24 protein-coding genes, 1 tRNA gene and 1 pseudogene are annotated in these 25634 nt (G+C 60.2%); 13 read left to right on the top strand and 13 right to left on the bottom strand.

All coding sequences use genetic code 11. From position 1 onward, the window contains the following. Positions 1–123: 123 nt before the first annotated feature. Positions 124–444 (bottom strand): HlyU family transcriptional regulator, encoded by a 321-nt coding sequence (locus QN219_RS04620; protein WP_283998349.1) that lies wholly within the window; start codon positions 442–444, stop codon positions 124–126. A gap of 79 nt (positions 445–523) precedes the next feature. Beyond that, a complete protein-coding gene (gene ilvA, locus QN219_RS04615) occupies positions 524–1771 on the bottom strand; it encodes a threonine ammonia-lyase (RefSeq protein ID WP_283998347.1) in 1248 nt (415 codons plus the stop codon). A gap of 161 nt (positions 1772–1932) precedes the next feature. Here ilvA and QN219_RS04610 point away from each other — a divergent pair, with 161 nt between their 5' ends. From QN219_RS04610 to QN219_RS04600, 3 genes are all read left to right on the top strand, one after another. After that, positions 1933–3387, top strand: a complete 1455-nt coding sequence (locus QN219_RS04610; protein ID WP_283998345.1) for a TrkH family potassium uptake protein — start codon at positions 1933–1935, stop codon at positions 3385–3387. 90 nt (positions 3388–3477) lie between these two features. Continuing rightward, a complete protein-coding gene (locus QN219_RS04605) occupies positions 3478–4068 on the top strand; it encodes a hypothetical protein (RefSeq protein ID WP_283998343.1) in 591 nt (196 codons plus the stop codon). 4 nt (positions 4069–4072) lie between these two features. After that, positions 4073–4777 carry an HAD family hydrolase gene (locus QN219_RS04600; RefSeq protein WP_283998341.1) on the top strand — a complete coding sequence of 235 codons (705 nt, stop codon included), beginning with the start codon at positions 4073–4075 and terminating at the stop codon, positions 4775–4777. Between the two features lie 26 nt (positions 4778–4803). Here the strand turns inward: QN219_RS04600 and QN219_RS04595 are convergent. Beyond that, positions 4804–4888, bottom strand: a tRNA-Leu gene (locus tag QN219_RS04595). 255 nt (positions 4889–5143) lie between these two features. Between QN219_RS04595 and QN219_RS33935 the strand changes: the two genes are divergently transcribed. Beyond that, positions 5144–5380, top strand: coding sequence for a hypothetical protein (locus tag QN219_RS33935; protein WP_309486544.1), 237 nt, complete (start codon positions 5144–5146; stop codon positions 5378–5380). Further along, positions 5380–5589, top strand: a complete 210-nt coding sequence (locus QN219_RS04590) for a hypothetical protein (protein ID WP_283998339.1) — start codon at positions 5380–5382, stop codon at positions 5587–5589. The genes QN219_RS33935 and QN219_RS04590 overlap by 1 nt, the downstream gene beginning before the upstream one ends. 314 nt (positions 5590–5903) lie before the next feature. Here QN219_RS04590 and QN219_RS04585 read toward each other — a convergent pair whose 3' ends face one another. The 3 genes and pseudogenes from QN219_RS04585 to QN219_RS04575 all read right to left on the bottom strand — a co-directional run. Continuing rightward, positions 5904–6122 carry a hypothetical protein gene (locus tag QN219_RS04585; RefSeq protein WP_283998337.1) on the bottom strand — a complete coding sequence of 73 codons (219 nt, stop codon included), beginning with the start codon at positions 6120–6122 and terminating at the stop codon, positions 5904–5906. An 89-nt stretch (positions 6123–6211) separates the two neighbouring features. Next, positions 6212–6454: a DUF2188 domain-containing protein gene (locus QN219_RS04580; protein WP_283998335.1), complete on the bottom strand. Its 243-nt coding sequence runs from the start codon at positions 6452–6454 to the stop codon at positions 6212–6214. 233 nt (positions 6455–6687) lie between these two features. Beyond that, positions 6688–6924, bottom strand: a pseudogene (locus tag QN219_RS04575) (NAD(P)H:quinone oxidoreductase); the annotation flags it as partial. A 161-nt stretch (positions 6925–7085) separates the two neighbouring features. Between QN219_RS04575 and QN219_RS04570 the strand changes: the two are divergent. Both QN219_RS04570 and gpt read left to right on the top strand, forming a co-directional pair. Continuing rightward, entirely contained in the window at positions 7086–7832 is a 747-nt protein-coding gene (locus tag QN219_RS04570; RefSeq protein WP_283998334.1) for a competence/damage-inducible protein A, read from the top strand. 195 nt (positions 7833–8027) lie between these two features. Continuing rightward, complete coding sequence (gene gpt / locus QN219_RS04565) at positions 8028–8525, top strand: xanthine phosphoribosyltransferase (RefSeq protein ID WP_283998332.1); 498 nt, start codon at positions 8028–8030, stop codon at positions 8523–8525. A gap of 18 nt (positions 8526–8543) precedes the next feature. On the opposite strand, the gene QN219_RS04560 is transcribed toward gpt, so the two are convergent. After that, a complete protein-coding gene (locus QN219_RS04560; RefSeq protein ID WP_283998330.1) occupies positions 8544–10019 on the bottom strand; it encodes an NAD(P)H-hydrate dehydratase in 1476 nt (491 codons plus the stop codon). Positions 10020–10352: 333 nt separating this feature from the next. Between QN219_RS04560 and QN219_RS04555 the strand changes: the two genes are divergently transcribed. The 3 genes from QN219_RS04555 to hspQ all read left to right on the top strand — a co-directional run bounded on the left by QN219_RS04555 (position 10353) and on the right by hspQ (position 12684). Next, positions 10353–10691, top strand: a complete 339-nt coding sequence (locus QN219_RS04555; protein ID WP_003528058.1) for a P-II family nitrogen regulator — start codon at positions 10353–10355, stop codon at positions 10689–10691. Positions 10692–10770: 79 nt separating this feature from the next. Continuing rightward, entirely contained in the window at positions 10771–12180 is a 1410-nt protein-coding gene (glnA, locus tag QN219_RS04550) for a type I glutamate--ammonia ligase (protein ID WP_173512932.1), read from the top strand. Positions 12181–12354: 174 nt separating this feature from the next. Continuing rightward, on the top strand, positions 12355–12684 hold the full coding sequence (gene hspQ, locus QN219_RS04545) for a heat shock protein HspQ (RefSeq protein ID WP_283998328.1): 330 nt from the start codon (positions 12355–12357) through the stop codon (positions 12682–12684). Between the two features lie 154 nt (positions 12685–12838). Here hspQ and QN219_RS04540 read toward each other — a convergent pair whose 3' ends face one another. Next, positions 12839–13462 (bottom strand): invasion associated locus B family protein, encoded by a 624-nt coding sequence (locus QN219_RS04540; RefSeq protein WP_173512930.1) that lies wholly within the window; start codon positions 13460–13462, stop codon positions 12839–12841. Between the two features lie 374 nt (positions 13463–13836). Here QN219_RS04540 and QN219_RS04535 point away from each other — a divergent pair, with 374 nt between their 5' ends. Together QN219_RS04535 and QN219_RS04530 are read left to right on the top strand one after the other, a co-directional pair. Next, positions 13837–15624, top strand: coding sequence for an extracellular solute-binding protein (locus tag QN219_RS04535; protein WP_283998914.1), 1788 nt, complete (start codon positions 13837–13839; stop codon positions 15622–15624). Positions 15625–15809: 185 nt separating this feature from the next. Continuing rightward, a complete protein-coding gene (locus QN219_RS04530) occupies positions 15810–16472 on the top strand; it encodes a DsbA family protein (RefSeq protein ID WP_283998326.1) in 663 nt (220 codons plus the stop codon). A gap of 54 nt (positions 16473–16526) precedes the next feature. Here QN219_RS04530 and mfd read toward each other — a convergent pair whose 3' ends face one another. Next, on the bottom strand, positions 16527–20036 hold the full coding sequence (gene mfd / locus QN219_RS04525) for a transcription-repair coupling factor (protein ID WP_283998324.1): 3510 nt from the start codon (positions 20034–20036) through the stop codon (positions 16527–16529). A gap of 8 nt (positions 20037–20044) precedes the next feature. Further along, positions 20045–20350 (bottom strand): succinate dehydrogenase assembly factor 2, encoded by a 306-nt coding sequence (locus QN219_RS04520; protein ID WP_283998322.1) that lies wholly within the window; start codon positions 20348–20350, stop codon positions 20045–20047. Between the two features lie 121 nt (positions 20351–20471). Here QN219_RS04520 and recG point away from each other — a divergent pair, with 121 nt between their 5' ends. Then, a complete protein-coding gene (gene recG, locus QN219_RS04515) occupies positions 20472–22577 on the top strand; it encodes an ATP-dependent DNA helicase RecG (RefSeq protein WP_283998321.1) in 2106 nt (701 codons plus the stop codon). A 15-nt stretch (positions 22578–22592) separates the two neighbouring features. Here the strand turns inward: recG and QN219_RS04510 are convergent, their stop codons facing one another. Genes QN219_RS04510 through glmS form a run of 3 tightly spaced genes read right to left on the bottom strand, consistent with a single transcriptional unit; the run spans position 22593 to position 25627 of the window. Continuing rightward, positions 22593–23285, bottom strand: coding sequence for a DUF502 domain-containing protein (locus tag QN219_RS04510; protein ID WP_283998319.1), 693 nt, complete (start codon positions 23283–23285; stop codon positions 22593–22595). Positions 23286–23306: 21 nt separating this feature from the next. Then, on the bottom strand, positions 23307–23804 hold the full coding sequence (locus QN219_RS04505) for an N-acetyltransferase (RefSeq protein WP_283998317.1): 498 nt from the start codon (positions 23802–23804) through the stop codon (positions 23307–23309). After that, positions 23801–25627, bottom strand: a complete 1827-nt coding sequence (gene glmS, locus QN219_RS04500) for a glutamine--fructose-6-phosphate transaminase (isomerizing) (RefSeq protein WP_283998315.1) — start codon at positions 25625–25627, stop codon at positions 23801–23803. The genes QN219_RS04505 and glmS overlap by 4 nt, the downstream gene beginning before the upstream one ends. Between the last annotated feature and the right edge of the window lie 7 nt (positions 25628–25634).

The following is a 25634-nucleotide window of genomic DNA, read 5'->3' as shown; positions in this document are numbered from 1 at the left end:
GGCCTATCTCGTGCGCCATGTCTTGTCGCCGGAGGCGGAAGCTAATCCAAACTCTGAGAAAAGCGCTCTAAGCCGACGCTAGGGGCGGATATTCACCGATGAGTGAGATTTTGCGGCTTGGCGTTACACCGGCCTGGATGGCGAGTCGTCGTTGAAAAGCAAGGCGCGTTGCTCGTCGATGATCTGCCTTCCCTTTCGCAGGGCCGCATCGATAGCATCCTGTTCGGAGGCGAAGAGATCGGCGCGAATGAAGGTGCGCACCTTCACGCCGGCATCAGGCATTGCACGTTCGATGCTGCCTGCCAAGCGAAACTGAGGCCCCTCCCGCATGGGAGTTGCGCGGATCAAGCAATCCCCGTAGGATTCCGTCTTGCCGGCGGCCTGTTCCGCCTGCTTTTCGGAGCTACCGGAGAAGCCGAACAATTTCGAGAAAAACGATGCCATGCTCCACAGTTAGCCGTGGCCGCTGGCGCTGTCAAAGGCTAAGTGCGCGGCGATGCCGTCCACCTGCTCGACGCGCAGATCAAATGACGAGATTTGCAAGAATCTCATTCTCGGTAATGTCCTGGTAGCGCAGACCAGCCGCATCGAACCGCGCCTTTAGGGCCGGGAAGTTCTCTGCGTGCCTGGTCTCTATTCCTATGAGGACCGAACCGAAGTTGCGCGCCGACTTCTTCAAATACTCGAACCGCGCGATATCATCCTCGTCGCCAAGCAAATTGAGGAAATCGCGCAGCGCACCGGGGCGCTGGGCCATGCGCAGGATGAAATATTTCTTGAGCCCGGCATGCCGCATCGCCCGCTCCTTGACATCGGGAAGACGCTCGAAGTCGAAATTGCCTCCGGATACGACGGCAACCACCGTCTTGCCTTCCAGCCGCTCGCGCCCGAGAGTCTCCAGCGCCGTGATGGAAAGCGCGCCGGCCGGCTCCAGAACCACCCCCTCGACGTTCAACATATCTATGATCGTCAGGCAGATCGCGTTCTCTGGCAGCAACATCACTTGCTCAGGCGCAAAAGCGTGCAGCGCGGCGAAGTTTAGATCGCCAACGCGCGCGACAGCCGCGCCATCGACGAAGTTATCCACCTGGTCGAGCGTGACCACGCCACCGGTCTCCAGGCTCCGCCTCAGACTCGGCGCTCCCGCCGGCTCGCAAAATACGAAACGATCAGCAGAAAGCGTGTCAGCGAAATAGCCCGTGACGCCGGCGGATAGCCCGCCGCCGCCGACCGGCAAGGCGACGAGATCGGGAACGACGCCCCCTGGCAGTTGCTCGGCAATTTCAGCGGCAACAGTCGCCTGCCCTTCGATGATATCCGCATGGTCGAATGGAGGCACCATAACGCCGCCGATCGCGTCGACGTGGTCGCGCGCGGCCTTATAGCAATGATCGAAAATGTCGCCCACGAGACGGATCGTGATGAACTCGCCACCAAACATGCGGGTTTTGTCTATCTTCTGCTGTGGTGTGGTCACCGGCATGAAGACGACGCCTGGAACGCTGAAATGACGGCAGACAAAAGCAAAGCCCTGCGCATGATTTCCCGCGGAGGCGCAGACGAAGGTCTTCCCGGCCGCTCCTGCGGCAAGCGCCTTACGAAAGAAATTGAAGGCGCCGCGGATCTTGTAGGAGCGCACGGGCGAGAGGTCCTCGCGCTTCAGGAAGACGGTCGCGCCGTAGCGGGCACTGAGGTGATCGTTGAGTTGTAGCGGCGTCGCCGGAAAGATCTCACGGAGCGCGAGCGCTGCACTTTCAACATCCTGCTTCATCACGTAGGCTTTATCCGTTGCGTTTGCCGATGCCTGACGCTATGGCACATTGCATGGCGCGAGGCCATCGATTTGACACGAATCGATCGAGCAAGCCACTATGGCCGCGGCACTGGCCGAACATGCGGTCGTTCCGACAATTGTTTCCGGGAAATCGAAGCTTGAATGCAACCCTGTTCCGGCACGCTGTCCACATTGCGGCGATCCTCGGCCTCTATCTTTCCGCCGCGATGCTGGTCCCGGCCATGGTCGACCTCTATTTCGGACATGCGGACTGGCAGATCTTCGCCGTAACGGCCTTCCTGACCGGCGGCCTGTCAGCGGCGACTTTCATGGCGACCCGTGCCGGACCTCCGCCGTTCTCGAAGAAATTCGGCTTTCTTCTGGTCAACCTGCTCTGGCTCGTTTTCTCCGTCGTCGGTGCAATCCCGCTCTGGCTCTCCTCGCTCGACCTTGATTTCGCTCAAGCGCTCTTCGAATCCGTTTCCGCGGTTACGACCACCGGCTCGACCGTCATTGTCGGGCTCGACAATGCACCACCTGGCCTGCTGCTCTGGCGCTCGCTTCTTTGCTGGCTCGGCGGCATCGGGATCGTCGTTCTCGGCCTCTTCATCATTCCCTACTTGCGCGTCGGCGGCATGTCCTTCTTCAAGATGGAGTCCTCCGACACGGGCGACAAGCCATTCGCCCGCATCGCAAGCTTCAGCCGCGCCTTTCTCGCGATCTATGTGACGATCACGCTGCTCTGCGCGATCGGCTACAGCGTGACCGGCATGAACCGCTTCGATGCGATCAATCACGCAATGTCGACCGTCGCCACCGGTGGCTTTTCAACCCATGATGCATCATTTGGCTATTTCGGCAGCATTCCACTGCTATGGACCAGCACCTTCTTCATGACGCTCTGCAGCCTGCCCTTCTCCATCCTGATCGTGCTTGTCGTCCGTGGGCGCCTTGACGCGCTCCGCGACCCGCAAATCAGCGTTTTCCTCGGCTATCTCACCGCGTTTTCGGTGGCCGTCGCCGTCTATCATCGGCTTGCAAACGGCGTCGAATTTCATCTGGCGCTGGCACACTCCTTCTTCAATGTCACGTCGATCCTTTCGACCAGCGGCTATGCGAGCGAAGACTATAGTCTTTGGGGGCCGTTCGTCGTCATGACCGCGTTTATCGCCACCTTCATGGGTGGTTGTTCCGGCTCGACTGCCGGCGGCATCAAGGCCTATCGTTTTGTCGTGCTCTTCAACGCGATCCGCTCCGGGTTGAACAAGCTCGTCTATCCCAATGCGATCTATGCGGTACGCTACGGTAATAACACCGTGGATGCGGATACGCAGCGCGCCATCTTACTGTTCTTCATAACCTATATTCTGCTTTGGGTTTTCGGCAGTCTGGTGATGGGGGCGCTCGGCTATGATCTGATCACGGCGGTCTCCGCCGTCATCACCTGCCTCTCCAATGTAGGTCCCGGCCTCGGCAGCATTATCGGTCCCGCTGGCAACTTCTCGACGCTCGAGGATCCCGAACTCTACCTTTTATCGCTGATGATGCTGCTCGGACGCCTCGAGGTGCTGACCGTTCTCGTCATCCTGACCCCGGTGTTCTGGAAGCACTGAGTGCCTTGATTAGCATCGACTTGGCAATGCCTTGACTTGGCGTGGCAAATACCGAAAGTCTTGAGGCAATGGGCACAGGGGAGGAACTCGATGCCGAAACACCTGCTCTTGCTTGCAACAGTGGCTGCCGCGATCGTTGCGACGACCGACAGGGCAGTCCTGGCCGGTCCACTTTCTGATGCCGCCACGAAAGCGGAACAGCAGGCGACCTCGGGAGACGCGGCAGGTGCCCGGGAGACCCTCCGGCAGGCAGTGAGCGATTTTTCCCAGACGCTTCCGTTCGCGATCGGCAAGGCGGTCTTCGTCACGGCCGAGCCAGCGGGCTACGCCATGTACGAGCCCAAAGCCGATCCGACCTTCAAGGCCGGAGAAGCAATCGTATCCTACGTCGAGCCGGTTGGGCTCACCTGGAAGGAAGCGAGCGCCAAGGGCAAGATCCAGACGCGTTTCACGGTGGATTTTGACATCCTCAATCCAAAGGGCGAGATCCTCGCCAGCCAGAAGGCATTCGGCGATTTCACCTTCACGGGCTACCTGCGCAACCAGGAAATATACTCGACCCTGACGATCGACGTGACTGGCGCCCCCGCCGGCGACTACGTCCTGCGCTTCCATTTCAATGATATCAACAGCGGCAAGAGCGCAACTGTCGACCAGCCCTTCAAGATCGCCGCACAATAGGCCCATGCCGAACAGAATTACGACAATCGGTTTCGATGCCGACGATACGCTGTGGCAGAACGAACAGTTCTACCGCCTGACAGAAGCGCGCTTCGCCGAATTGCTGCGGGACCACACCGACCCCGAGGAGCTGCCTGCGAGATTGCTCGCAGCCGAAAAGCGCAATCTCGGTCTCTACGGCTTCGGCATCAAGGGTTTCACCCTGTCGATGATCGAGACGGCGCTCGAGGTAACCGGCGGCAACCTGCCGCCGTCCGTCATTGCCGAAATCCTGGCCGCCGGACGGGAAATGCTTGGCCATCCTGTCGAACCGCTGCCAAATGTCCAGGAGACACTCGAAGCTCTCGCCGGACGCTTTCGCCTGATCATGATTACCAAGGGCGACCTCTTCGATCAGGAACGAAAGCTTGCCGCCTCCGGCCTCGGCGACTTCTTCGCCGCCATCGAGATCGTCAGCGACAAGACGATGTCGACCTATGAGCGGATATTCTCCCAACACGGCGACGGCCCGTCACGGAGCCTCATGGTCGGTAATTCACTAAAGTCCGACATCGTCCCTGCCCTCGCAGCCGGCAGCTGGGGCGTCTACGTCCCGCACGCCCTCACCTGGTCGTTCGAACATTACGAGAAACCGGAAGACCATCCGCGTTTTCACGAAATCGCAGAGCTTGGTCAGCTTGAGACGGTACTGCGCACAATTGCAGGCTGATGGCGGCTCGGTCGCGGGGGGAAGCTTGGTGCGGACGACGGGAATCGAACCCGTACGGTGTTAACCGAGGGATTTTAAGTCCCTTGCGTCTACCAGTTTCGCCACGTCCGCCTGCGGCCTAGATCAAACACTTAGGGGATTCAGTCAAGGAAATGTTTTTCAGCGCAGTGGCCCGTCGGTTCTGCAGACACTCCTCTGTGCGAGTCGTTGACGCCGCTCGCCGACGCCCGGGCGAATACCTCCTGATCATCTCAAGCGAAAAATTGTGCGAACCCCTGATTCGCCAGGGGTTCAATCGGCGCTCATTGCTGGCAAGCTAAGGTGCCTCGAAAATTTGTCCTTGCATCGCAGACAGAGGGTAACGGCGTGCGTCCACTGCAAGCGTCATCTGACGTGCCTTTGCTTCCAGAAGACCTGGATACGCTTCAGCGTGTGTTCGACCGCCTCTGCAACGAGCATCGATGGCCGCGCGACAGTGCCTTCGCGCAAAGATACGGCAGGATGCTGATCGAAGCCTATCAGGCTGGAACCACAAATGAGCTCCATCTTCTCATGGCCGGCCGCTCGTTCGTGAGATCCCGCGAGGCCAGGAGAACCGTGTGATGGCGGAAACCCGGCACAACCGCGACGAATGGGACGAAAAGCGCCGTCGCATCGATGCGGTGAAGGAAGCCTTTGCAAGCGCCATCGCGGCACGCCAGGCGGAATTGCATCATCAACAAACGCTTGGCCGGCGCACGATCTGGAAGACCCTGTTCTCGGCAACAAATCGCAAATCGTCAGCCGGGATCGATACCGCTTTCAAAGACTAATATTTCGCTTCATCAATATGTTGCGCGATTATTCTCGCAAGCGAGATAAGAGGCTTCATGGGCGAGCAGTTCGCCTGGATCGTTTTGCCTTGGCCACAGAATGCTGACAGAAACTGACAGCAGCGGCTCCTATAATCCTGCCGTCGGAAAAGGAGACGACGATGCTGAGCCCGATCTCGTTCTTTCAGAATCCTGCGGAAAGTTAACCCGGTGCGCCGCAGGCGCGTGCAAAATGCCCGGTCATTCGCTCGGTACGAATGGCGGGAGGCGGCAGGCTTACGCGACCTCACGAAATCTCGAGACGAGATTCAGGGTCAGTGATAGTAAAAACAATCGCAATCGGCTTTGTAGCCGTCTTCTCTGCGCCAGACTCTAACCGCTAGTTTCGACGATTTTCCGGTATCGTCCAGCCGCAACCCAAGCAGCGAAACCGCCGCTGCTTTCGGATTGGGCGCGTCGACTTCGATGACCGATCCGACCTGATGAACGCCCAAGCGTGCGGTCCAGGTGAAGATCTGAACGTTATAATGCATTGAAAATCCTCCGTCGCGTAGTCATCGCGTACGGGGACGGCGTCGTCAGGGGCGAATACGCTCAGACCCAACTGCCCCTTCAAGCATCATCAGCCATCCTCGACGGTTGCTTCAGGTCGATCTCCCCCATCAGCGTGTTCGAAATGCCAATTTCCCTTTTCATCCTGGAAGCTGATTTCCTCGTCGTCGCCGCCGACTTGCTGTTCGGCCGCTGCGACCTTTGCGGCCGCCAGTGCCATCTCGCGACTGGGAAAGGATTCTGAATACGCGTCGGCTGCCTTATAGGCCCAGCCTCCGTCGTGTGGAACGATCGAATAAGTGATCCGCGCCATTCTTCACTCCCCTGGATTTCCTGGGACAGTGTCTGCCCCCGGCGGACCGTTGCCGCACGGTCCTCCTTCTTCCTCCTCATCAATGGCATTTGCATGCCGAACGGGTAGAATGTTAGCACAAAAAAACGCCGCTAGGCCACTTTTGCGATGATTTTGGCCGCCTTTTGAAGCCTTGATAGAACTTCAAGGCGCGGTCCCGCCGGACCGCGCCAGCAGTTTTCGAACCAGACCTGTCAGGACGCAAGTTTCGCAGCGATCTTCGCGACGTGCGCGCCTTGATAACGGGCGGCTTCGAGTTCGACTGCCGACGGCTGGCGCGAACCGTCGCCACCGGTGATCGTCGAGGCGCCATAGGGAGATCCGCCCTTGATTTCGTCCAGCCCCATCTGGCCCTCGAATGCATAGGGAAGACCGACGACGATCATGCCGAGATGCATCAACGTCGGGATCAGACCTAGTATCGTTGACTGTTACTCCTTCGATGTCAGACAATTCAGCTTGATCGTGGCCGCAGGCAGGATTTATCAAAACGCATGTCGTCGCCAGAACGTCGGCGGTCGACAGACTGTCAAGCTATCTTCAAACAGTGACGAGATCGCACTGGACGATCACCAACAACGCGGGAGCCCCAATGACCACTGCAAGGATCGTCACCGCCGCCATGCTCGCCATTGGCGATGAACTCCTCTCCGGCCGGACGAAGGACAAGAATATCTGCCATCTGGCGGAGATGCTGAGCATGATCGGTATCGACCTGCGGGAGGTTCGCATCGTCGCGGATGACGAGGCGGCAATTGTGGGCGCGGTCAACGCCTTGCGTGGGCGTTATGACCATGTCTTCACATCCGGCGGCATCGGGCCGACGCACGATGACATCACCGCCGACGCCATCTCTAGGGCGTTCGGAGTCGAGTGCGTCTACGACCCGGAAGCAATGTCGCTGCTTGGCGCCATGTATGAACGACGCGGCATGGAGTTTACCGATGCGCGTAGGCGCATGGCGCGCATGCCGGTCGGCGCCGTCCATATCTCCAATCCGGTTTCGACGGCGCCCGGCTTCAGGATCGACAATGTTTACGTCATGGCCGGCGTGCCGCAGGTCTTTCAGGCGATGCTCGACAGCTTGCTGCCCAGCCTCCAGACGGGCACGCCGGTGCTGTCACGCACGGTCCGCTCGCCCTATGGCGAAGGTGATATCGGCGGACCTTTGACGGAAGTTCAAAAACGGCATCCGGAAACGAGCATCGGTTCCTACCCCAAATTCGATGGCAAGAGCTTCTCGACCGATATCGTCATCCGTGCTCGCGATGCTGACGTGCTCGCCGCCGCCGAAGCCGATGTCATCGCGATGATCGAGACAATCACCGGCGCCCGCTAGCGGGCATCCGTTGTCCAGCGTTCGACAAAGCCAACGAGCGGCGGAAGGGATTTCCGGACAAGCCTGTCCGGCCCTTGCGCTCCGGGCTTCATTTTCAGTATTGCATACTCAAATCGTAACGAAGCGCGCTCTGCGATCCCATGGTCTGCCGCCGCACTTCGCAACCTGTGTTCGACGAGAAGCCGGAGCCCGCACATGTCTCTTCCAGATAAAGCCTTTCCAGTAACCTGGGACCAGTTCCACCGCGACGCCCGCGCGCTCGCGTGGCGGCTGGCCGACAACCGACAGGAATGGCGTGCGATGGTCTGCATCACCCGCGGGGGCCTCGTTCCGGCGGCAATCGTCTCCCGCGAACTCAACATCCGCATGATCGAGACCGTCTGCATCGCCTCCTATCACGACTATGACACGCAGGGACAGATGAAGGTCCTCAAGGGTATATCCCCGGAAATCGCCAGGGACGGCGGCGAAGGCGTGCTGATCGTCGACGATCTGACGGACACCGGCAAGACCGCCGCCGAAGTGCGCGCAATGCTGCCTAAAGCCCATTTCGCCGCCGTCTATGCCAAGCCGAAGGGACGCCCGCTCGTCGACACCTTCGTGACCGAGGTGAGCCAGGATACCTGGATCTATTTCCCGTGGGACATGGGCTTCACCTACCAGGAGCCGATCGCCAAGGGCACGCGCGGCTGATGCTGCGTAGAGTGTAAGTTACGGAAGCGGCGGGATGTTCTTGATGAGTGTCTCCGCCGTCATGCCGCGACCTGCGCGCGTGCCGGCCTCTCCGTGGCGCCAGACAGCGGCGGCGGCAGCCTCGAAGGCCGGCATGCCCTGTGCCAGATGAGCGCCGACCATACCGGCAAGGACATCACCCGATCCTGCGGTGGCGAGTGATGGCGGAGCATTGGCATTGACGACAGCACGCCCTGATGGAGCGGCGACAACCGTGTCGGGTCCCTTGTAGACGATGACCGCGTGGCTCAGTCGCGCAGCCGCTTGCGCCTTTTCAATCTTGGACCGCGCAGCATCCGCGGCGATCTCGGGGAACAACCGTGCGAACTCGCCCTCGTGCGGCGTCATCACCAGTCGCCCCCCGCTGTTGGCTGCTCGTTCGAAGAGTTCGGCCCTTGCCTTCTCGAAAGACGTCATCCCGTCGGCATCGAGAACCAGGGCCCGATCGCAAAGCGTCAGGGCAAAGTCCCTCGTCTTCTTGCCGACACCAAAGCCCGGTCCGAGCACGAATGCGTTCACCCGCTTGTCCTTGAGCCATGCGGCAAGGTCTTCCGTGTTCCGAATTTCCCGGAGCATCACCGCCGTAAGGTGGGACGCATTGGCGGCAAGCGCTTCCGCCGGCGATGCAAGCGTCACCAGGCCGGCACCCGCTGCGAGGCCGGCGGCGGCCGACAGGCGTGCTGCGCCAGTCGAGAGCGAACCGCCCGAAAGCACACCCAGATGGCCCCGTCGGTACTTGTGCGTGGCCGGATCAAGAGCGCTGGCGTGCGACCCCCACGCGGCTGGTGTATTGAGCCGCAGGTCGCCGGCCCGCTCGCTGACCAGCCGCGCCGGAATACCGATGTCGAATACCTCCAGGGCGCCGCAACGGACGCGCCCGGGCATGAGAAGATGGCCGGGTTTCCTGGCTATGAACGTGACCGTATGTGCGGCAGTGAAGCTCGTACCGCGCACCTCTCCCGTGCGCCCGTCCACGCCCGAGGGCAGATCAACCGCGACTACCGGTATTCGGCTCTCGCTCACCCGCTCGATAGTCTTATACGCCTCTTCCGGCAGATCGCGGGCAAGCCCTGCCCCGAACAAGGCATCGATGACAACGTCACCAGGTTGCGGCTCGTAAGCGATGAGCGGCTGCACCGCGAGTGAACAGGCGCGCTGCGCTCGCGCCGCGTCCCCTTTCAATGCCTCCGGCTTGCCAAGCGCAAACACGGCCACATCGGCGCCGCTGTCCGCGAGCGCAGACGCGGCAACATAGCCATCGCCGCCATTGTTGCCAGGTCCGCAAAGCACGACGAAGCGAAGTGCTTCCGGAAAGAGCCGCAAGGCCGCCGCCGACACCGCCATTCCGGCTGAACGCATCAGAGTGAAGCTATCGATGCCCGAATCGGCGGCCGCTTTGTCGATCGCCATCATTTCGGCGGGTGTCACCAGAACGTCTTGGAGCGCCTCAAGCATGAAGCAGATCTAACCGCGCCGAGGCGCCCAAAGCAAGAAGGCGCTAGAATAAACGAGTTGAGTATTTTTTATGCATTTGCACATTATTGGTGCTCAAATAACGTGCTTGTGGCGTCTGGCGCAGCACGATTACCGGCACCAAACCTCGAAACTTCATAAAAAATAGGCAGAATGACCGGAAAGGCATGGCGCAATCCCGCCCGCCCCCGATCAAGCTGTGAAAATTCACTATCCGGGGTTTTATTCTGCGACAAAACTGGCACGCTACGTGCATATTGGAGGGCGAGCGGGCATGAACCTGCTTTAAAGGGAGAAGCGGAGAGACATTTTCTCATGAAAAAGATCGAAGCGATCATAAAACCCTTCAAGCTCGACGAAGTGAAGGAAGCCCTTCAGGAAGTCGGCCTGCAGGGGATAACCGTCACGGAAGCCAAGGGCTTCGGACGACAGAAGGGACACACGGAGCTCTACAGGGGCGCCGAATATGTGGTGGACTTCCTGCCGAAGGTAAAGGTCGAAGTGGTGCTGGCGGACGAAAACGCAGAGGCCGTCATCGAGGCCATTCGCAATGCCGCGCAGACCGGCCGCATCGGTGATGGAAAGATTTTCGTGTCCAATGTGGAAGAAGTCATTCGAATCCGCACCGGCGAAACCGGCCTCGACGCCATCTAATCACGCCATCAGATCCTGGGGGGCCGTCCGGCCCCGATTTTTCAAAACCTCGTCATCTCAAAACAGGGATTTACAACAAATGACGACTGCGAGTGAAGTTCTGAAGCAAATCAAGGACAACGACGTCAAGTTCGTCGACCTGCGCTTTACGGACCCGAAGGGCAAGCTGCAGCACGTGACGATGGACGTCGTCTGCGTCGACGAAGACATGTTCGCCGACGGCGTCATGTTCGACGGCTCCTCGATCTCCGGTTGGAAGGCCATCAACGAGTCCGACATGGTGCTGATGCCCGATCCGGAAACGGCTCACATGGACCCATTCTTCGCTCAGTCGACCATGGTCATTCTCTGCGATATTCTCGATCCGGTTTCCGGCGAATCCTACAACCGCGATCCGCGCGGCACGGCGAAGAAGGCGGAAGCCTATCTCAAGGCCTCCGGCATCGGCGATACGGTCTTCGTTGGTCCGGAAGCAGAATTCTTCGTGTTCGACGACGTGAAGTACAAGGCCGACCCGTACAACACCGGCTTCAAGCTCGATTCGTCCGAACTGCCGTCCAACGACGACACCGAATACGAGACCGGCAACCTCGGCCATCGTCCGCGCATCAAGGGCGGCTACTTCCCGGTACCGCCGATCGACAGCTGCCAGGACATGCGCTCTGAAATGCTGACCGTGCTTGCCGAAATGGGCGTCACGGTTGAAAAGCATCACCACGAAGTGGCCGCCGCCCAGCACGAGCTTGGCGTCAAGTTCGATGCGCTCGTTCGCAACGCCGACAAGATGCAGATCTACAAATACGTCGTGCACCAGGTTGCCAATGCCTACGGCAAGACCGCAACCTTCATGCCGAAGCCCGTCTTCGGCGACAACGGTTCCGGCATGCACGTCCACCTGTCGATCTGGAAGGACGGCAAGCCGACCTTTGCCGGCGACGAATATGCCGGGCTTTCGGAGACCTGCCTCTACTTCATCGGCGGCATCATCAAGCACGCCAAGGCCCTCAACGCCTTCACCAACCCGTCGACGAACTCCTACAAGCGTCTCGTCCCGGGCTATGAAGCGCCGGTTCTGCTCGCCTATTCGGCCCGCAACCGCTCGGCTTCGTGCCGTATCCCGTTCGGCAGCAACCCGAAGGCCAAGCGCGTCGAAGTCCGCTTCCCGGATCCGAGCGCAAACCCCTACCTCGCCTTCGCCGCCATGCTGATGGCCGGCCTCGACGGCATCAAGAACAAGCTTCATCCCGGCAAGGCGATGGACAAGGACCTCTATGACCTGCCGCCGAAGGAACTGAAGAAGATCCCGACCGTTTGCGGCAGCTTGCGCGAAGCGCTCGAAAGCCTCGACAAGGATCGCAAGTTCCTGACAGCCGGCGGCGTCTTCGACGACGACCAGATCGACTCGTTCATCGAACTGAAGATGCAGGAAGTCATGCGCTTCGAAATGACGCCCCATCCCGTCGAATACGACATGTACTACTCGGTCTGACGAATATGGACCGGTCAGCAGGCATGCCCGGTCCGCTTACGACAATGGAAAAGGCGGGCCTCACTTGAAGCCCGCCTTTTCATTTGCAATGCCCCTAAAGAACGGTTCACCGCAGACCTATTGATGTTCCGCACGCGGCAACCCAGATTATTGTCTGAAAGGATGTGTTGCGTCATGAAACAAAGAAACGCGAAATTTGAGATCGGACAGGTGGTTCGCCACCGGGTCTTCCCGTTCCGCGGCGTCATTTTTGACGTCGATCCGGAATATGCCAACACCGAGGAATGGTGGAATGCCATCCCGCCGGAAATTCGGCCAAGCAAGGACCAGCCCTTCTATCATCTCTTCGCCGAGAACGACGACACCGAATATGTCGCATATGTTTCCGAACAGAACCTCGTGTCCGATGACAGCGATAGCCCGATTCGCCACCCGCAGGTGGACGCCCTGTTCGACAAGGCGGACGCCGGACATTACAAACCCAAGGCAACCTATCGACACTAGGGCATTGTCAGTTTGATGGTTGCCTGACGCTCCGGCACTACGGTCCCAGCGTTTTGTGCTTAGGCCGCCTGAAGAGATCGGATAATCACGCCGCACGGCAAAAAAAACGCCCGGACCAACGCCCGGGCGTTTCGACTTCAGAAACCGAGAATGGTTATTGCTGCTTGGCGGCCTTCTGGGCCTCTTCCAGCTTCTTGCGGGCGTCTTCCGCCTTCTTCTGCATCTCTTCCTGCAGCAGACGCTGGCGTTCTTCCAACTGCGACTGTTCGATCGGCTCGCCATCGAACACGCCGGTGAAACCTTCCAGCGACATCTTGATCGGGTTCGGAGCGCGCTGGAAATTGACCGACGTGAAGACGACTTCGTTGCCCTTCTTCAGATTGGCGATCAGCGCGTCGGAAAGCGGCGCTTCAGCAACGCACTTGTCAGGCATGCAGATGGCGTAGTCGAGCTTGACGCCCTTGCCACCATCGATCTGCATCTGAACGCCCGGCGGAATCATGCGGGCAGAAGGTACGGAAACCTGCATAACCTTGCGGTTGATCTTGCCGGAGACGGTGATGAGGCCGACGGCGGTGATGAGCTGACCATTGTTGGCGGTGAGCAGGTTCTGAACGATGCAGACGTCGTTGTCTTCCTGCTTGGTGCAAACCTTGAACCAACCCTGCGGCGGCTTGCCTGCCTGCGCGAAAGCAACGCTGGGCGCACCGGCGGCTGCAACAGAGAGCGCCAGCGCTGCCATTGCCGCGCGATTGGTGAAGTTCGACTTGAAGATCATTGTGATTCCGTCTCCTGAAATCCGGTTCCGGAACAAACTGTTCCGCTGGTGAATATCGTCAGCCGCCGTTGTCCTGTTGGCCAATTGAGGCATTTGAATGGCCCCGTTTCCGGAAACACCTGTTACATTGGCTCGTGGTGTTTATCCAGTGTTTCGTTGCATTTTTTGCAACCCGTGAAGCTCGAAATGCCCGGATTCCACGATCTTCCAGGATCGAACCCATCAAGAATCGCGGTGGTCGATTCCTGGACACCAGACCGGAAACCGCTCTGGTGAAGGTTGGAAATGTGGGCTCGCATTGGTAACGTGGCGGGAATCGGCCTGTAGAAATCCCTCGGGAGGTGAAGTTGCGCGCAGTTCTTTCCGGCCTTGTCATGCTTTTGGCCGCCAGCACATTTGGCAAGGAAGCCGTGGCCGCGCCTGTGCATGCCATTTCCATGCATGGTGAGCCCGGACTGCCCGCCGACTTCAAGAACTTCCCTTACGTCAACCCCAACGTGAAGAAGGGGGGCAAGATTTCCTATGGCGTCGTCGGCACTTTCGACAGCCTCAATCCCTTCATTCTGAAGAGTATGCGGACAACCGCCCGAGGCATGTGGGATCCGGGCTTTGGCAATCTCGTCTACGAATCGCTGATGCAGCGCTCCCAGGATGAGCCGTTCACAATGTATGGGCTGCTTGCGGAAACCGTCGAGTGGGACGACGATCGCACCTTCATCCAGTTCAATCTGAACCCCAAGGCACGCTGGGCAGACGGCCAGCCCGTGACGGCCGAAGATGTTATGTTCAGTTTCGAGTTGATGCGCGACAAGGGACGCGCGCCCTTCAGCAATCGCCTTTCCAAGGTCGCCAAGATGGAGAAGGTCGGCGAACGCAGTGTCCGCTTCACTTTCAACGAGGATGTCGATCGCGAATTCCCGCTTCTGCTCGCGCTTTCACCGGTATTGCCGAGACACGCGATCAACGTCGATACCTTCGACAGGACGACACTCGAGCCGCCGCTTGGCTCCGGACCCTATCGCGTCGCCGAAGTGAAGGCGGGCGAGCGCATCATCTACCGCCGGAATCCGGACTACTGGGGCAAGGATCTGCCTTCCAAGATCGGCCTCGACAATTACGACGAGATTTCGGTCGAGTATTTCCTTCAGGAGAACTCTCTCTTCGAGGCCTTCAAGAAGGGCGAGGTCGATGTCTATCCGGAAGGTAGCGCGACGAAATGGGCACGCGGTTACGATTTTCCGGCGGCGCGCTCGGGCGACGTGATCAAGGACAGCTTCACGCCGAAGACGCCCTCCGGCATGCTCGGCTTCGTCTTCAATACGCGCAGGCCGATGTTCGACAACATCAAGCTGCGCCAAGGCCTCGCGCTCGTTTTCGACTTCGAATGGGTGAACAAGAATCTTTTCGACGGTGCCTACACCCGAACCCAGAGCTATTGGCAGAATTCGTCGCTTTCCTTCCTCGGTGTCGCGGCAGACGATCGTGAACTGGGGCTCATGGGCGACGTCAGAGAGAAGATCAATCCGACCATTCTCGATGGAACCTACCGCCTTCCTGTCACCGATGCGTCCGGTCGCGATCGCAACGTGCTGCGCGAGGCGGTGACGCTGCTTCGCGAAGCCGGCTACGCCATCAAGGACGGCAGGATGGTCGACGCTAAAGGCACGCCGCTCGCCTTCGAGATCATGAGCCAGAACGCAGGGCAGGAAAAGATCGCGCTCGCCTACCAGCGGTTTCTCGCGCCGCTCGGGATCGTCGCGACCGTGCGCACCGTCGACGATTCCCAGTACCAGCAACGCAGCCAATCCTTCGACTACGACGTGATCATAAAGTCCTTCCCCTCTTCGCTTTCCCCGGGCGTCGAGCAACTCGGGCGCTGGGGTTCGCAATCGCGGGACAGGCAGGGCAGCGATAACTTTGCCGGTGTCGCCGACAAGGACGTCGACAAACTGATCAACAATATCCTGCAGGCACGGACCACCGAAGACTTCACCGCCGCAGTCCGCGCTCATGACCGGCTGCTGGTTTCCAACGCCTATGTCGTGCCGCTCTACCATCTCGACGCGCAATGGATCGCACGGTGGAAACACATCGGGCGCCCCGCCACTGTGCCGCTCTACGGCTACCAGCTACCGACCTGGTGGGACGAGCGCGCGCAGTAACGACCGCGCCGTGCGTCTTTCAGATGCACAAAGGTCGCTGTAGATCTTTGAATCGCTGCATGGCTTCGTTCTTAAATCGGCTTCGATTTCAGGACACATGCAGCAGGTTCCCATTTGGTAACGCATTGAAAGCATCGCCATAGCGGCCTATCTCGCAGGTTCACGAAGAAAGAAAGGCTGGCACTATGGAAACGGTCAAAATCGATATCGTCTCGGATGTTGTCTGTCCGTGGTGCTATCTCGGAAAGAGCCGCCTCGACCAGGCGATCGCCAACGTCGCCGGCGACATCCATGTGATGATCCAGTGGCGGCCATACCAGCTCAATCCCGATCTGCCGCCGGAGGGCGTCGACCACAAGCGGCACCTTGCCGCAAAGCTCGGCGGTCAGGAGGCTGTCGATCAGGCCCACAAGATGCTTGAAGGACTTGGCCAGGAAGACGGTATCGACTTCAACTTCGATGCCGTGAAGATCAGCCCTAACACCCTTGACGCCCACCGGCTGATCCGCTGGGCAGCAACCAATGGCGAGGAAGCCCAGGCCGAGGTCGTGCGCCTGCTGTTCGAGGCAAATTTCGAGGAAGGGAGAAACGTCGGCGATCACGCTGTCCTTCTGGAGATTGCCGAGCAGGCTGGACTCGACGGTCCGGTCATCGCCGCCCTTCTCACCTCCGACGCGGACAAGGACGCGGTCAAGCAGGAGATCGAAGTGGCTCGCGAGATGGGCGTCAGCGGCGTCCCATGCTTCATCATCGAGCAGCAATATGCTGTGATGGGCGCGCAATCGGTCGATGTGCTGACGAACGCATTGCGCGAGATCGCGCAGATGAAAGCAAGCACTGCTCACTGAACCGCCTGCTGGAAACCGAAATGCCGCCCGGCAAACCGGGGCGGCATTTTTGTTTCAGGCCACCTTTGCAAGTTCGGCGAGCTGCGTCATGACCATTGCAGCGCCGGACAGCCTCTTGTCCGGTGTCGCGAGTTCGCGCTGGAAGAAGATGCTTTGGTCCGGGCGGATCTTCGCGAGCGTTCCCTGTTTGGCGATGTAACCGACGAGCGCGGCGGGGCTCGGAAATTCCTTGTTGCGGAATTGAACAACCACGCCTTTCGGCCCCGCATCGAGTTTTTCGACGTTGGCCGTGCGGCAGAGCGACTTGATGTAAACGATCTTCAGGAGGTGCTGAACCTCCGTCGGCAGCGGCCCAAAGCGATCGATCAGCTCCGCGCCGAAGCCATCGATCTCCTTCAGATCCGTCAGTTCGCCGAGACGACGGTAAAGTCCGAGCCTCAGGTTCAGATCCGGCACATACTCCTCCGGGATCATCACCGGCGTCCCGACCGATATCTGCGGCGACCAGCCGGTATCGTGGATTTCCTCCTCGCCCTTGAGCTCGGCGACAGCCTCCTCCAGCATCTGCTGGTAGAGCTCGAAGCCGACTTCCTTAATGTGGCCGGACTGCTCCTCGCCAAGCAGGTTGCCGGCGCCGCGGATATCGAGATCGTGGCTCGCGAGCTGGAAGCCGGCACCCAGCGTGTCGAGCGACTGCAGCACCTTCAGCCGGCGCTCCGCTGGCCCCGTCAAGGTCTTGTTGACCGGCAGGGTGAAGAGCGCAAAGGCGCGAACCTTGGACCGGCCCACCCGACCGCGGAGCTGATAAAGCTGGGCTAGACCGAACATGTCGGCGCGGTGCACAATCAAGGTATTGGCGGTCGGCACGTCCAGACCCGATTCGACGATCGTCGTCGAAAGGAGCACATCATATCGCCCTTCGTAAAAGGCGTTCATGATGTCTTCGAGTTCGGTAGCCGGCATCTGGCCATGGGCGACCGCGACCTTCAGTTCCGGAACATCGGAATTCAGGAAGTCGTGGATATCCGAAAGATCGCTCAAGCGCGGGCAGACATAGAAGCTTTGGCCGCCGCGATAATGCTCACGCATCAGTGTCTCGCGGATCACCAGCGCGTCGAAGGGCGAGATGAACGTGCGCACCGCCATGCGGTCGACCGGTGGCGTCGTGATCAGCGACAATTCGCGAACGCCGGTCAAGGCAAGCTGCAGCGTTCGCGGAATAGGCGTTGCCGACAGGGTAAGAACATGCACGTCCGATTTGAGTTCCTTGAGCCGTTCCTTGTGCTTGACGCCGAAGTGCTGCTCTTCATCGATGATCAGCAGCCCGAGATTGGCGAACTTGACCGTAGAGCCGAGCAGCGCGTGGGTGCCGACGACGATGTCGGTCTTGCCGTCGGCCACTTCCTTCTTCGTCAACGCGAGTTCCTTCGATCCAACGAGCCGCGAGGCCTGCTGAATGCGGATCGGCAGGCCACGGAATCGCTCGGCGAACGTCCTGAAATGCTGGCGGGCAAGCAATGTCGTCGGAACGACGACCGCCACCTGAACGCCGTTCATCGCGGCAATGAAGGCAGCGCGCAACGCCACCTCGGTCTTGCCGAAGCCGACATCGCCGCAAACCAACCGGTCCATCGGCCGTCCGCTTCCGAGATCGTCGCGGACAGCATCGATCGAGTTCATCTGGTCTTCGGTTTCATCGTAAGGGAAGCGCGCGGCGAACTCGTCATAGACCCCGTCGTGGGCAGCCAGAACAGGCGCGTGGCGGGTATGTCGCTCGGCAGCGATGCGGATAAGGCCGCCGGCCATGTCGAGCAGCCGCTTCTTGAGCTTGGCCTTGCGCGCCTGCCATGCGACGCCGCCGAGCTTGTCGAGCATCGCGTCGGTGCCCTCGGAACCGTAGCGCGACAGAAGCTCGATGTTCTCGACCGGCAGAAAGAGCTTGGCATTCTCCGCATAGACAAGTTCGAGACAGTCATGCGGCGCGCCGGCTGCCTCGATCGTACGCAAGCCAACGAAACGGCCGATGCCGTGTTCGGCATGGACGACATAGCTGCCTTCGTCGAGGCCGGTCACCTCTGCGATGAAGTCGGCGCCACGTTTGCGACGCTTCGAACGGCGCACCATCCGGTCGCCAAGAATGTCCTGCTCGCCGATGACCACGAGATCGCCGGTCTCGAAGCCGGCTTCGAGACTGAGGACCGTGGAAGCCGCCTCGCCCGGCTTCAGCGAGCGCACATCGGACAGAGCCTTAATCGGACGAATATTGGCAAGCCCGTGCTCCGCGAGAACCTGCAGAAGCCGATCGAGCGATCCTTCCGACCAGCCTGAAATGACGACCCTTGCACCTTTCGCTCGCCTTTCGGCGATGTGCTTCACGGCTTGATCGAAGACGTTCGCACGCTCGCCGTCGCTTTCTACCTCGCCTGCCGCTTTTGCCCAGCGCAGCCCCTGCCGCGCATCGATGGCGACCACCTGACGCGCTTCCCCCTCATGTTCATTGAATGGCGACAGGCGGACCGCGTTGCGTTCGTTGAGCATCGCTCCGAAGCCCTCGGCTCCGAGGTAAAGCAGTTCCGGCGGCACGGGTTTGTAGGGCGTACCCTGCGACATCTGGCCTTTTACCGGCGATGCGGAGGCAAGGCGCGCATCATAATAGTCGAGGATGAGCTTCGACCGCTCCGCCGCTGCTTCGCGCACCAGATGGTCCGTGACGATGCGGAAACCCTCGAGGTAATCGAAGACTGTCTCCAGGCCGTCGTAGAATAGCGGCAGCCAATGCTCCATGCCGGCGTAGCGGCGCCCTTCCGATACCGCCTGATAAAGCGCATCGTCCCGAGTCGCGGCACCGAAGAGTGACAAATATTGCTTGCGGAAATGACTGATGGTCTCTGGCGTCAGCGACACTTCGCTCATCGGATTGAGATCGAGCGAGCGCACTTGGCCGGTCGTGCGCTGGCTCGCCGGATCGAAGGAGCGGATCGTCTCAAGCGTGTCGCCGAAGAAATCCAGGCGCAATGGTTCGCCGCTGCCGGGCACATACACGTCGAGAATGCCGCCTCGGACGGCGAACTCGCCGACCTCGCGCACCGTCGGCACGCGCTCGAAACCGTTTCGCTCCAGCCGCGCGGCAATATCGTCCATGCGGACCTGGTTGCCCGGCCTTGCTGAAAAGGCGAGGCTTTCGATCACATCCTGCGGAGAAATCTTCTGGAGCGCCGCGTTAACGGTGACGAGCACGATCGCCGGATGCGGCTTCGTCCGGTGCGCTATCAACGCACTCAAGGCAGCAAGCCTCCGCGCGGATGTGTCAGCACTCGGGGAAACGCGGTCGTAGGGCAAGCAGTCCCAGCCCGGCAGGGTGAGAACCGGAATGTCCGGGGCCACGAAGCCAAGAATCTGCTCAAGGTCGGCGATCCGCTGACCGTCGGAAAGGATATAGGCGACGGGGCTTCCTGCTCGCGCCAACTCGGCAAGAATCAATGCCTCGGCGCCGGACGGCACCGGGCCGATCGTCACTTCCTTTGTCGCGGAAAGGATCTTCTTCGGATGAAGGCCAGATATCATGGGTGCGTCTATTTCGTTTCCTGGCGAACATTGTCGAAATCGGGGCGATAAGCTGCGATCCGGCCGAACAACGGCGTCGCATAGCGTTCCGGCAGAGGCTGCTCGCCGGTTATCCACCGGACGAGATCGTTGTCTTCCTCGCGCATGATCGTCTCGAGTTCATCGAGTTCCGCATCTGACAGGGTCGCCAACTCCGCTTCGGCGAATTGTCCAAGAATCAAGTCCATCTCGCGAATGCCGCGATGCCATGAGCGAAAGAGGATCCTGCGCCGACGCTGGTCGAGATCGGCGCTGGTACGCGTGATGCCGGTCATGGAAAATCCTTCCTGCCGTCCGCAGCCAAGGGCGGGCTTTTTTGTCATTGGGCTCTATAAACGCTGGAAGGCAGGTTGTCAGCCTTGCCAAAGCCGGAATTATCATCGCAATTTCATCACCATGCGCCCTGCCCTCCTCGACCCGGTGTTTTCGCCTCTCGACACGCTGCCCGGCATCGGTCCGAAAACCGGGGAACTCTATGCGCGGCTGCTCGGCCGCGAAACGATCGACGATTGCCGGGTGATTGATCTTGTCTTCCACGCCCCCCACTCGATGGTTGACCGACGCCAGCAACCGGGCATTGCCTATGCGCCGCAGGGATCGATCGTCACCATCACCGGCCGCGTCGACCGGCATCAGCCATCGCCTCGCGGCAGGCCGAACGTACCCTACCGAGTCTTCCTGCACGACGATACCGGCGAACTGGCGCTTACGTTTTTCCGCGTCAAGGGAAATTGGCTGGAAAAGGCGTTGCCTGTCGACGAAGCCGTTGTCGTCAGCGGCAAGGTGGATTGGTTCAACGGCCGGGCGTCTATGGTGCATCCCGACTACATGGTAAGGGTCGCCGAAGCGGAAAATCTGCCGCTCGTCGAACCTGTCTATGGCCTGACCGCCGGCCTCTCGCCGCGAACGCTGCGGCGCTCGATCGAGGCGGCGGTGGCGCGCATGCCGGATCTGCCGGAGTGGCTCGATGAGCCGCTGCTCCGTCAGCATGGGTTTCAAAGCGCAAGGGAAAGTTTCCAGCGCCTGCACGAGCCGCGGGATGAAACCGATATCGACGCACAGGCCCCGGCGCGACGCCGACTCGCCTACGACGAATTTCTTGCGGGGCAATTGTCGCTTTCGCTCGTACGCCAGCGGCTGCGCAAGGTCGCGGGCACGCCCGTTCATCCGACCGGCAAATTGAGCGAGCCTGTCCTCCGAGCGCTGCCCTTCTCTCTCACGGCGAGCCAGGCCGCCGCGATCGGCGACATACTTGCCGACATGTCCGGCAGCGATCGCATGCTGCGCCTGCTGCAAGGCGACGTCGGATCCGGCAAGACGGCCGTGGCGCTGATGTCCATGCTCGCAGCGATCGAATCCGGCGGCCAGGCGGTGCTGATGGCGCCGACCGAGATCCTTGCCCGGCAACATCATGCGACGCTCTCGAAAATGGCCGCGCCGGCCGATATCACGATCGATGTTCTGACCGGCCGCACGAAAGGCAAGGAACGCGACGCGATCCTGGAGCGGATCGCCTCCGGCGAAACGCAGATGGTGATCGGAACACACGCTCTTTTCCAGGAGGCCGTGAACTACCATCAACTCGTGCTCGCGATCGTCGACGAACAACATCGTTTCGGCGTTCACCAACGGCTGAGGCTTACTGCCAAGGGCATTTCCCCGCACATGCTCGTGATGACGGCGACGCCTATTCCGCGCACGCTCGTGCTTGCCGCCTTCGGCGACATGGATGTCTCCAAGCTGACAGAGAAGCCGGCCGGGCGAAAACCGATACAGACGGTGACGATCCCCACCGAGCGGACGGATGAGATCATCGACAGGCTCGATGCGGCCCTCGGGCAAGGCAAGAAAGCCTACTGGATCTGTCCGCTCGTCGAGGAGTCGGAGGAGAGCGACGTGATGTCCGCCGATGAACGCTATCAAAGCCTCGTCCGGCGCTTCGGAAATGATGTCGGCCTTGTCCATGGCCGCATGTCCGGTCCGGATAAGGACGCCGTGATGCTCGCCTTCAAGCACGGCGAGGTTCGCCTGCTTGTAGCAACGACCGTGGTTGAGGTCGGGGTCGACGTTCCCGACGCGACGATCATGGTGATCGAGCATGCCGAGCGCTTCGGGCTGGCGCAACTTCATCAGTTGCGGGGTCGCGTCGGCCGTGGTGACGAGGCCTCGACCTGCATCCTCCTATACAGGAGCCCGCTCAGCGAGGCCGGCCGCGCACGTCTCTCCGTTCTGCGCGAGACCGAGGACGGCTTCGTCATTGCCGAGGAAGACTTGAAATTGCGCGGAGAAGGCGAGCTTCTCGGAACGCGCCAGTCCGGCACACCCGGTTTCCGCATCGCGAGTCTGGAGGCGCACGGAGATCTTCTCGAGATCGCCCGCAGGGATGCCGCTTATGTCATCGAACGCGATCCGGATCTCACGTCGGTGCGAGGCGAAGCCTTGCGGACGCTTCTCTACCTTTACCGACGCGACGAAGCGATCCGGTTCCTGCGCGCCGGTTAGGCGGGTGTTCGGTAACTAAGCCGTCTTCTGGTGGGTGATCGGCCGCGGCGGGGCGTTGGCAAGCGGCTTATGGTCGGGCGCGACAAGGCCGCCGGAAATGAGGAGCTTGGCTGCGTCCTCGGCGCTCATCTGGAGCGGTATGATTTTCTCCCGCGGCACAAACAGCAGGAAGCCGGCCGTCGGAATCGGCGTCGGCGGGAGGAACACTGTGACCATGTCCATGCCCCGCTCATCGAACTTCGCGGCGATCTCACCCTTCACGTCTGTCGCGATGAAGACCAGCGACCAGAGGCCCGGGCTCGGATACTCGATCAGCCCCGCCTTTTTGAACGACGAGGACTGCTCCTGAAGAACCGTCTGGAAGATCTGCTTCAGCGATTTGTAGATCGTGCGGACGAGTGGCGTCCTGTTGACGAGCGACTCGCCGAAAGAGACGATCGACCGACCGACGAGATTGGCCGTCAAGAAGCCGACGAGCGTAATGACAATCACGGCAACGAGGAGGCCAAAACCGGGTATGGCGACCGGCGAATAGGTGTCCGGATTGTAAAAGTTCGGCAGGTAAGGTTTCACCCACCCGTCCGCCCATTCGATGAAGGAACGAACCAGCCAGACGGTGATCGCCAGGGGTGCACAGATGATAAGCCCGGTCAGGAAATAATTGCGCAACCGGGTTGCGATGATGCCGCGTTTGGAACCTTCCGTCATGCCGTTGTTGCCATCAATTCGTCACGTCGGCCCAAAGGCCGGATGATACGCGACATTGCCGGAAACCGTCGTTCCCGACAAGGCCAAAACCATGAAATATTGCGGTGCACAACCCGGAAAGACAAGCGTGGATTCATTGCGAAATCCGAAGTTCCGGTAGAACTCCGGCTCGCCGACAACGACGCAGCCGGAAGCGCCGGATTTCCGTAGCATATCAAGGCCTTGGCGAATGAGCGCGCTGCCCACGCCGCGCCCCTGCCTGTCTGGTCGCACCGAAACGGGACCAAGTCCATACCATCCGGCAGCGAAGGGGGTGATCGTCACGGGCGAAAATGCCACGTGACCGATCACCTCGCCGGCGTCATCAGCAACAAGCGAGAGCGCAAGCGCGCCGTCGGCACGCAGGCGCTCGATGATGAGCGGCTCCGTCTGATCGCTGTGCGGATGACCGGCAAAGGCGGCCGCGGTCACATCGCGGATCGCCTCGCGATCATCGCTCCGCTCCGGTCGGATGATCATTCGACCGTTACCGACTTGGCGAGGTTACGTGGCTGATCGACATCGGTGCCCATGAAGACGGCCGTGTGATAGGCAAGAAGCTGGATCGGCAACGCGAAGATCATCGGCGCGATGATCTCGTCGACGTTCGGCAACACGATCGTATGCATCGTGTCGAGCTTCGACGCGGCAGCTCCCGTCTCGTCCGTAATAAGAATGATGCGCCCGCCACGAGCGGCAACTTCCTGCATGTTCGAGACCGTCTTGTCGAAGAACCGGTCGTGCGGCGCGATGACGATCACAGGCATGTTCTCGTCGATCAACGCGATCGGACCATGCTTCAGTTCACCGGCCGCATAACCTTCCGCATGGATGTAGGAAATCTCCTTGAGCTTCAACGCGCCTTCCATCGCAAGCGGGAAGCTGGTACCGCGGCCGAGGTAGAGCACGTCACGGCACTTCGACAGTTCGCGCGATAGCAGCTCGATCTTCGGTTGGACGCTGTTCAACACCTGGCCCATGATGCGCGGCATCTCGGCAAGACTTCTCACCAGCGCCTGTTCTTCCTGCTCGCTGACCGTGCCTCGCGCCCGGCCGGCGCCGACGGCAAGCGCGGCTAGCACGGCAAGCTGGCAGGTGAAGGCCTTGGTCGAAGCCACGCCGATCTCGGGACCGGCGAGGATCGGGAAGACCGCGTCTGACTCCCGCGCGATCGTCGATTCGCGGGTATTGACGACGGCTCCGATCTTCAGGCCGTGTTCCTTGCAGTACCGGAGCGACGCCAGCGTATCGGCCGTTTCGCCAGACTGCGAAATGAAGAGAGCGGCCGATTGCGGCGAGAGCGGGATCTCGCGATAGCGGAACTCTGAGGCGACATCGATTTCGACCGGAAGACGCGCATAACGCTCGAACCAATACTTGCCGATCAGTCCCGCGAGATAGGCGGTGCCGCAGGCGGAAAGCGCAAGGCTCGGCACTTTCGCGAAATCGATCGCGTCTGAAACGGCCGTCACTCGGTTTTCAATGAAGTTGATGTAGTGGCCCAGCGCGTGGGAGATGACCTCCGGCTGCTCGTAGATTTCCTTCTCCATGAAATGGCGATGATTGCCCTTGTCGACCATATAGGCCGCGACCATCGAAATCTGACGCGGACGCGTTACGACATTGCCGTCGATATCGAAGATGTGCGCACCGGCCTTGCCGATAACGGCCCAGTCGCCATCAATCAGATAGGTGATTTCATTGGTGAAGGGCGCCAAGGCGATCGCGTCCGACCCCAGGAACATTTCGCCGTCGCCATGGCCGATCGCGAGCGGCGGCCCGTTTCGCGCCGCCATGATCGTCGACGGATCATCTTCGAAGAGCACCGCAAGCGCATAGGCCCCGGTAACGCGCTTCAACATCGCATGCATGGCTTCGCGCCGTCCCATGCCGTCACGATGGTATTTCGCCAGGAGATGCGCCACGACTTCCGTGTCGGTGTCGGTCCGGAACTCGGCGCCCGATGCGGTGAGTTCGTCCTTCAATTCGGCGAAGTTCTCGATGATGCCGTTATGGACCACGGCAACGCCATCGGTGAAATGGGGATGCGCATTGCGTTCCGTCGGGGCGCCATGCGTCGCCCAACGCGTATGTGCAATGCCGATGCTACCGGCCAGAGGTTCCTCTTTGAGCCTCGTTTCGAGATTGATCAGCTTGCCCTCGGCACGGCGGCGCTTCAGCCTGCCTCCGTCGATGGTCGCGACGCCGGCCGAATCATAGCCCCGGTATTCCAGCCGCTTCAGGGCATCGACCAACCGCTCCGACACCGGCTGACTGCCGACGATACCAACAATACCGCACATATCCCTC

The sequence above is a fragment of the Sinorhizobium sp. 8-89 genome (genome assembly GCF_030124325.1).
GTDB lineage: Bacteria > Pseudomonadota > Alphaproteobacteria > Rhizobiales > Rhizobiaceae > Sinorhizobium.
This window is presented reverse-complemented; position numbering and strand designations above follow the sequence as displayed.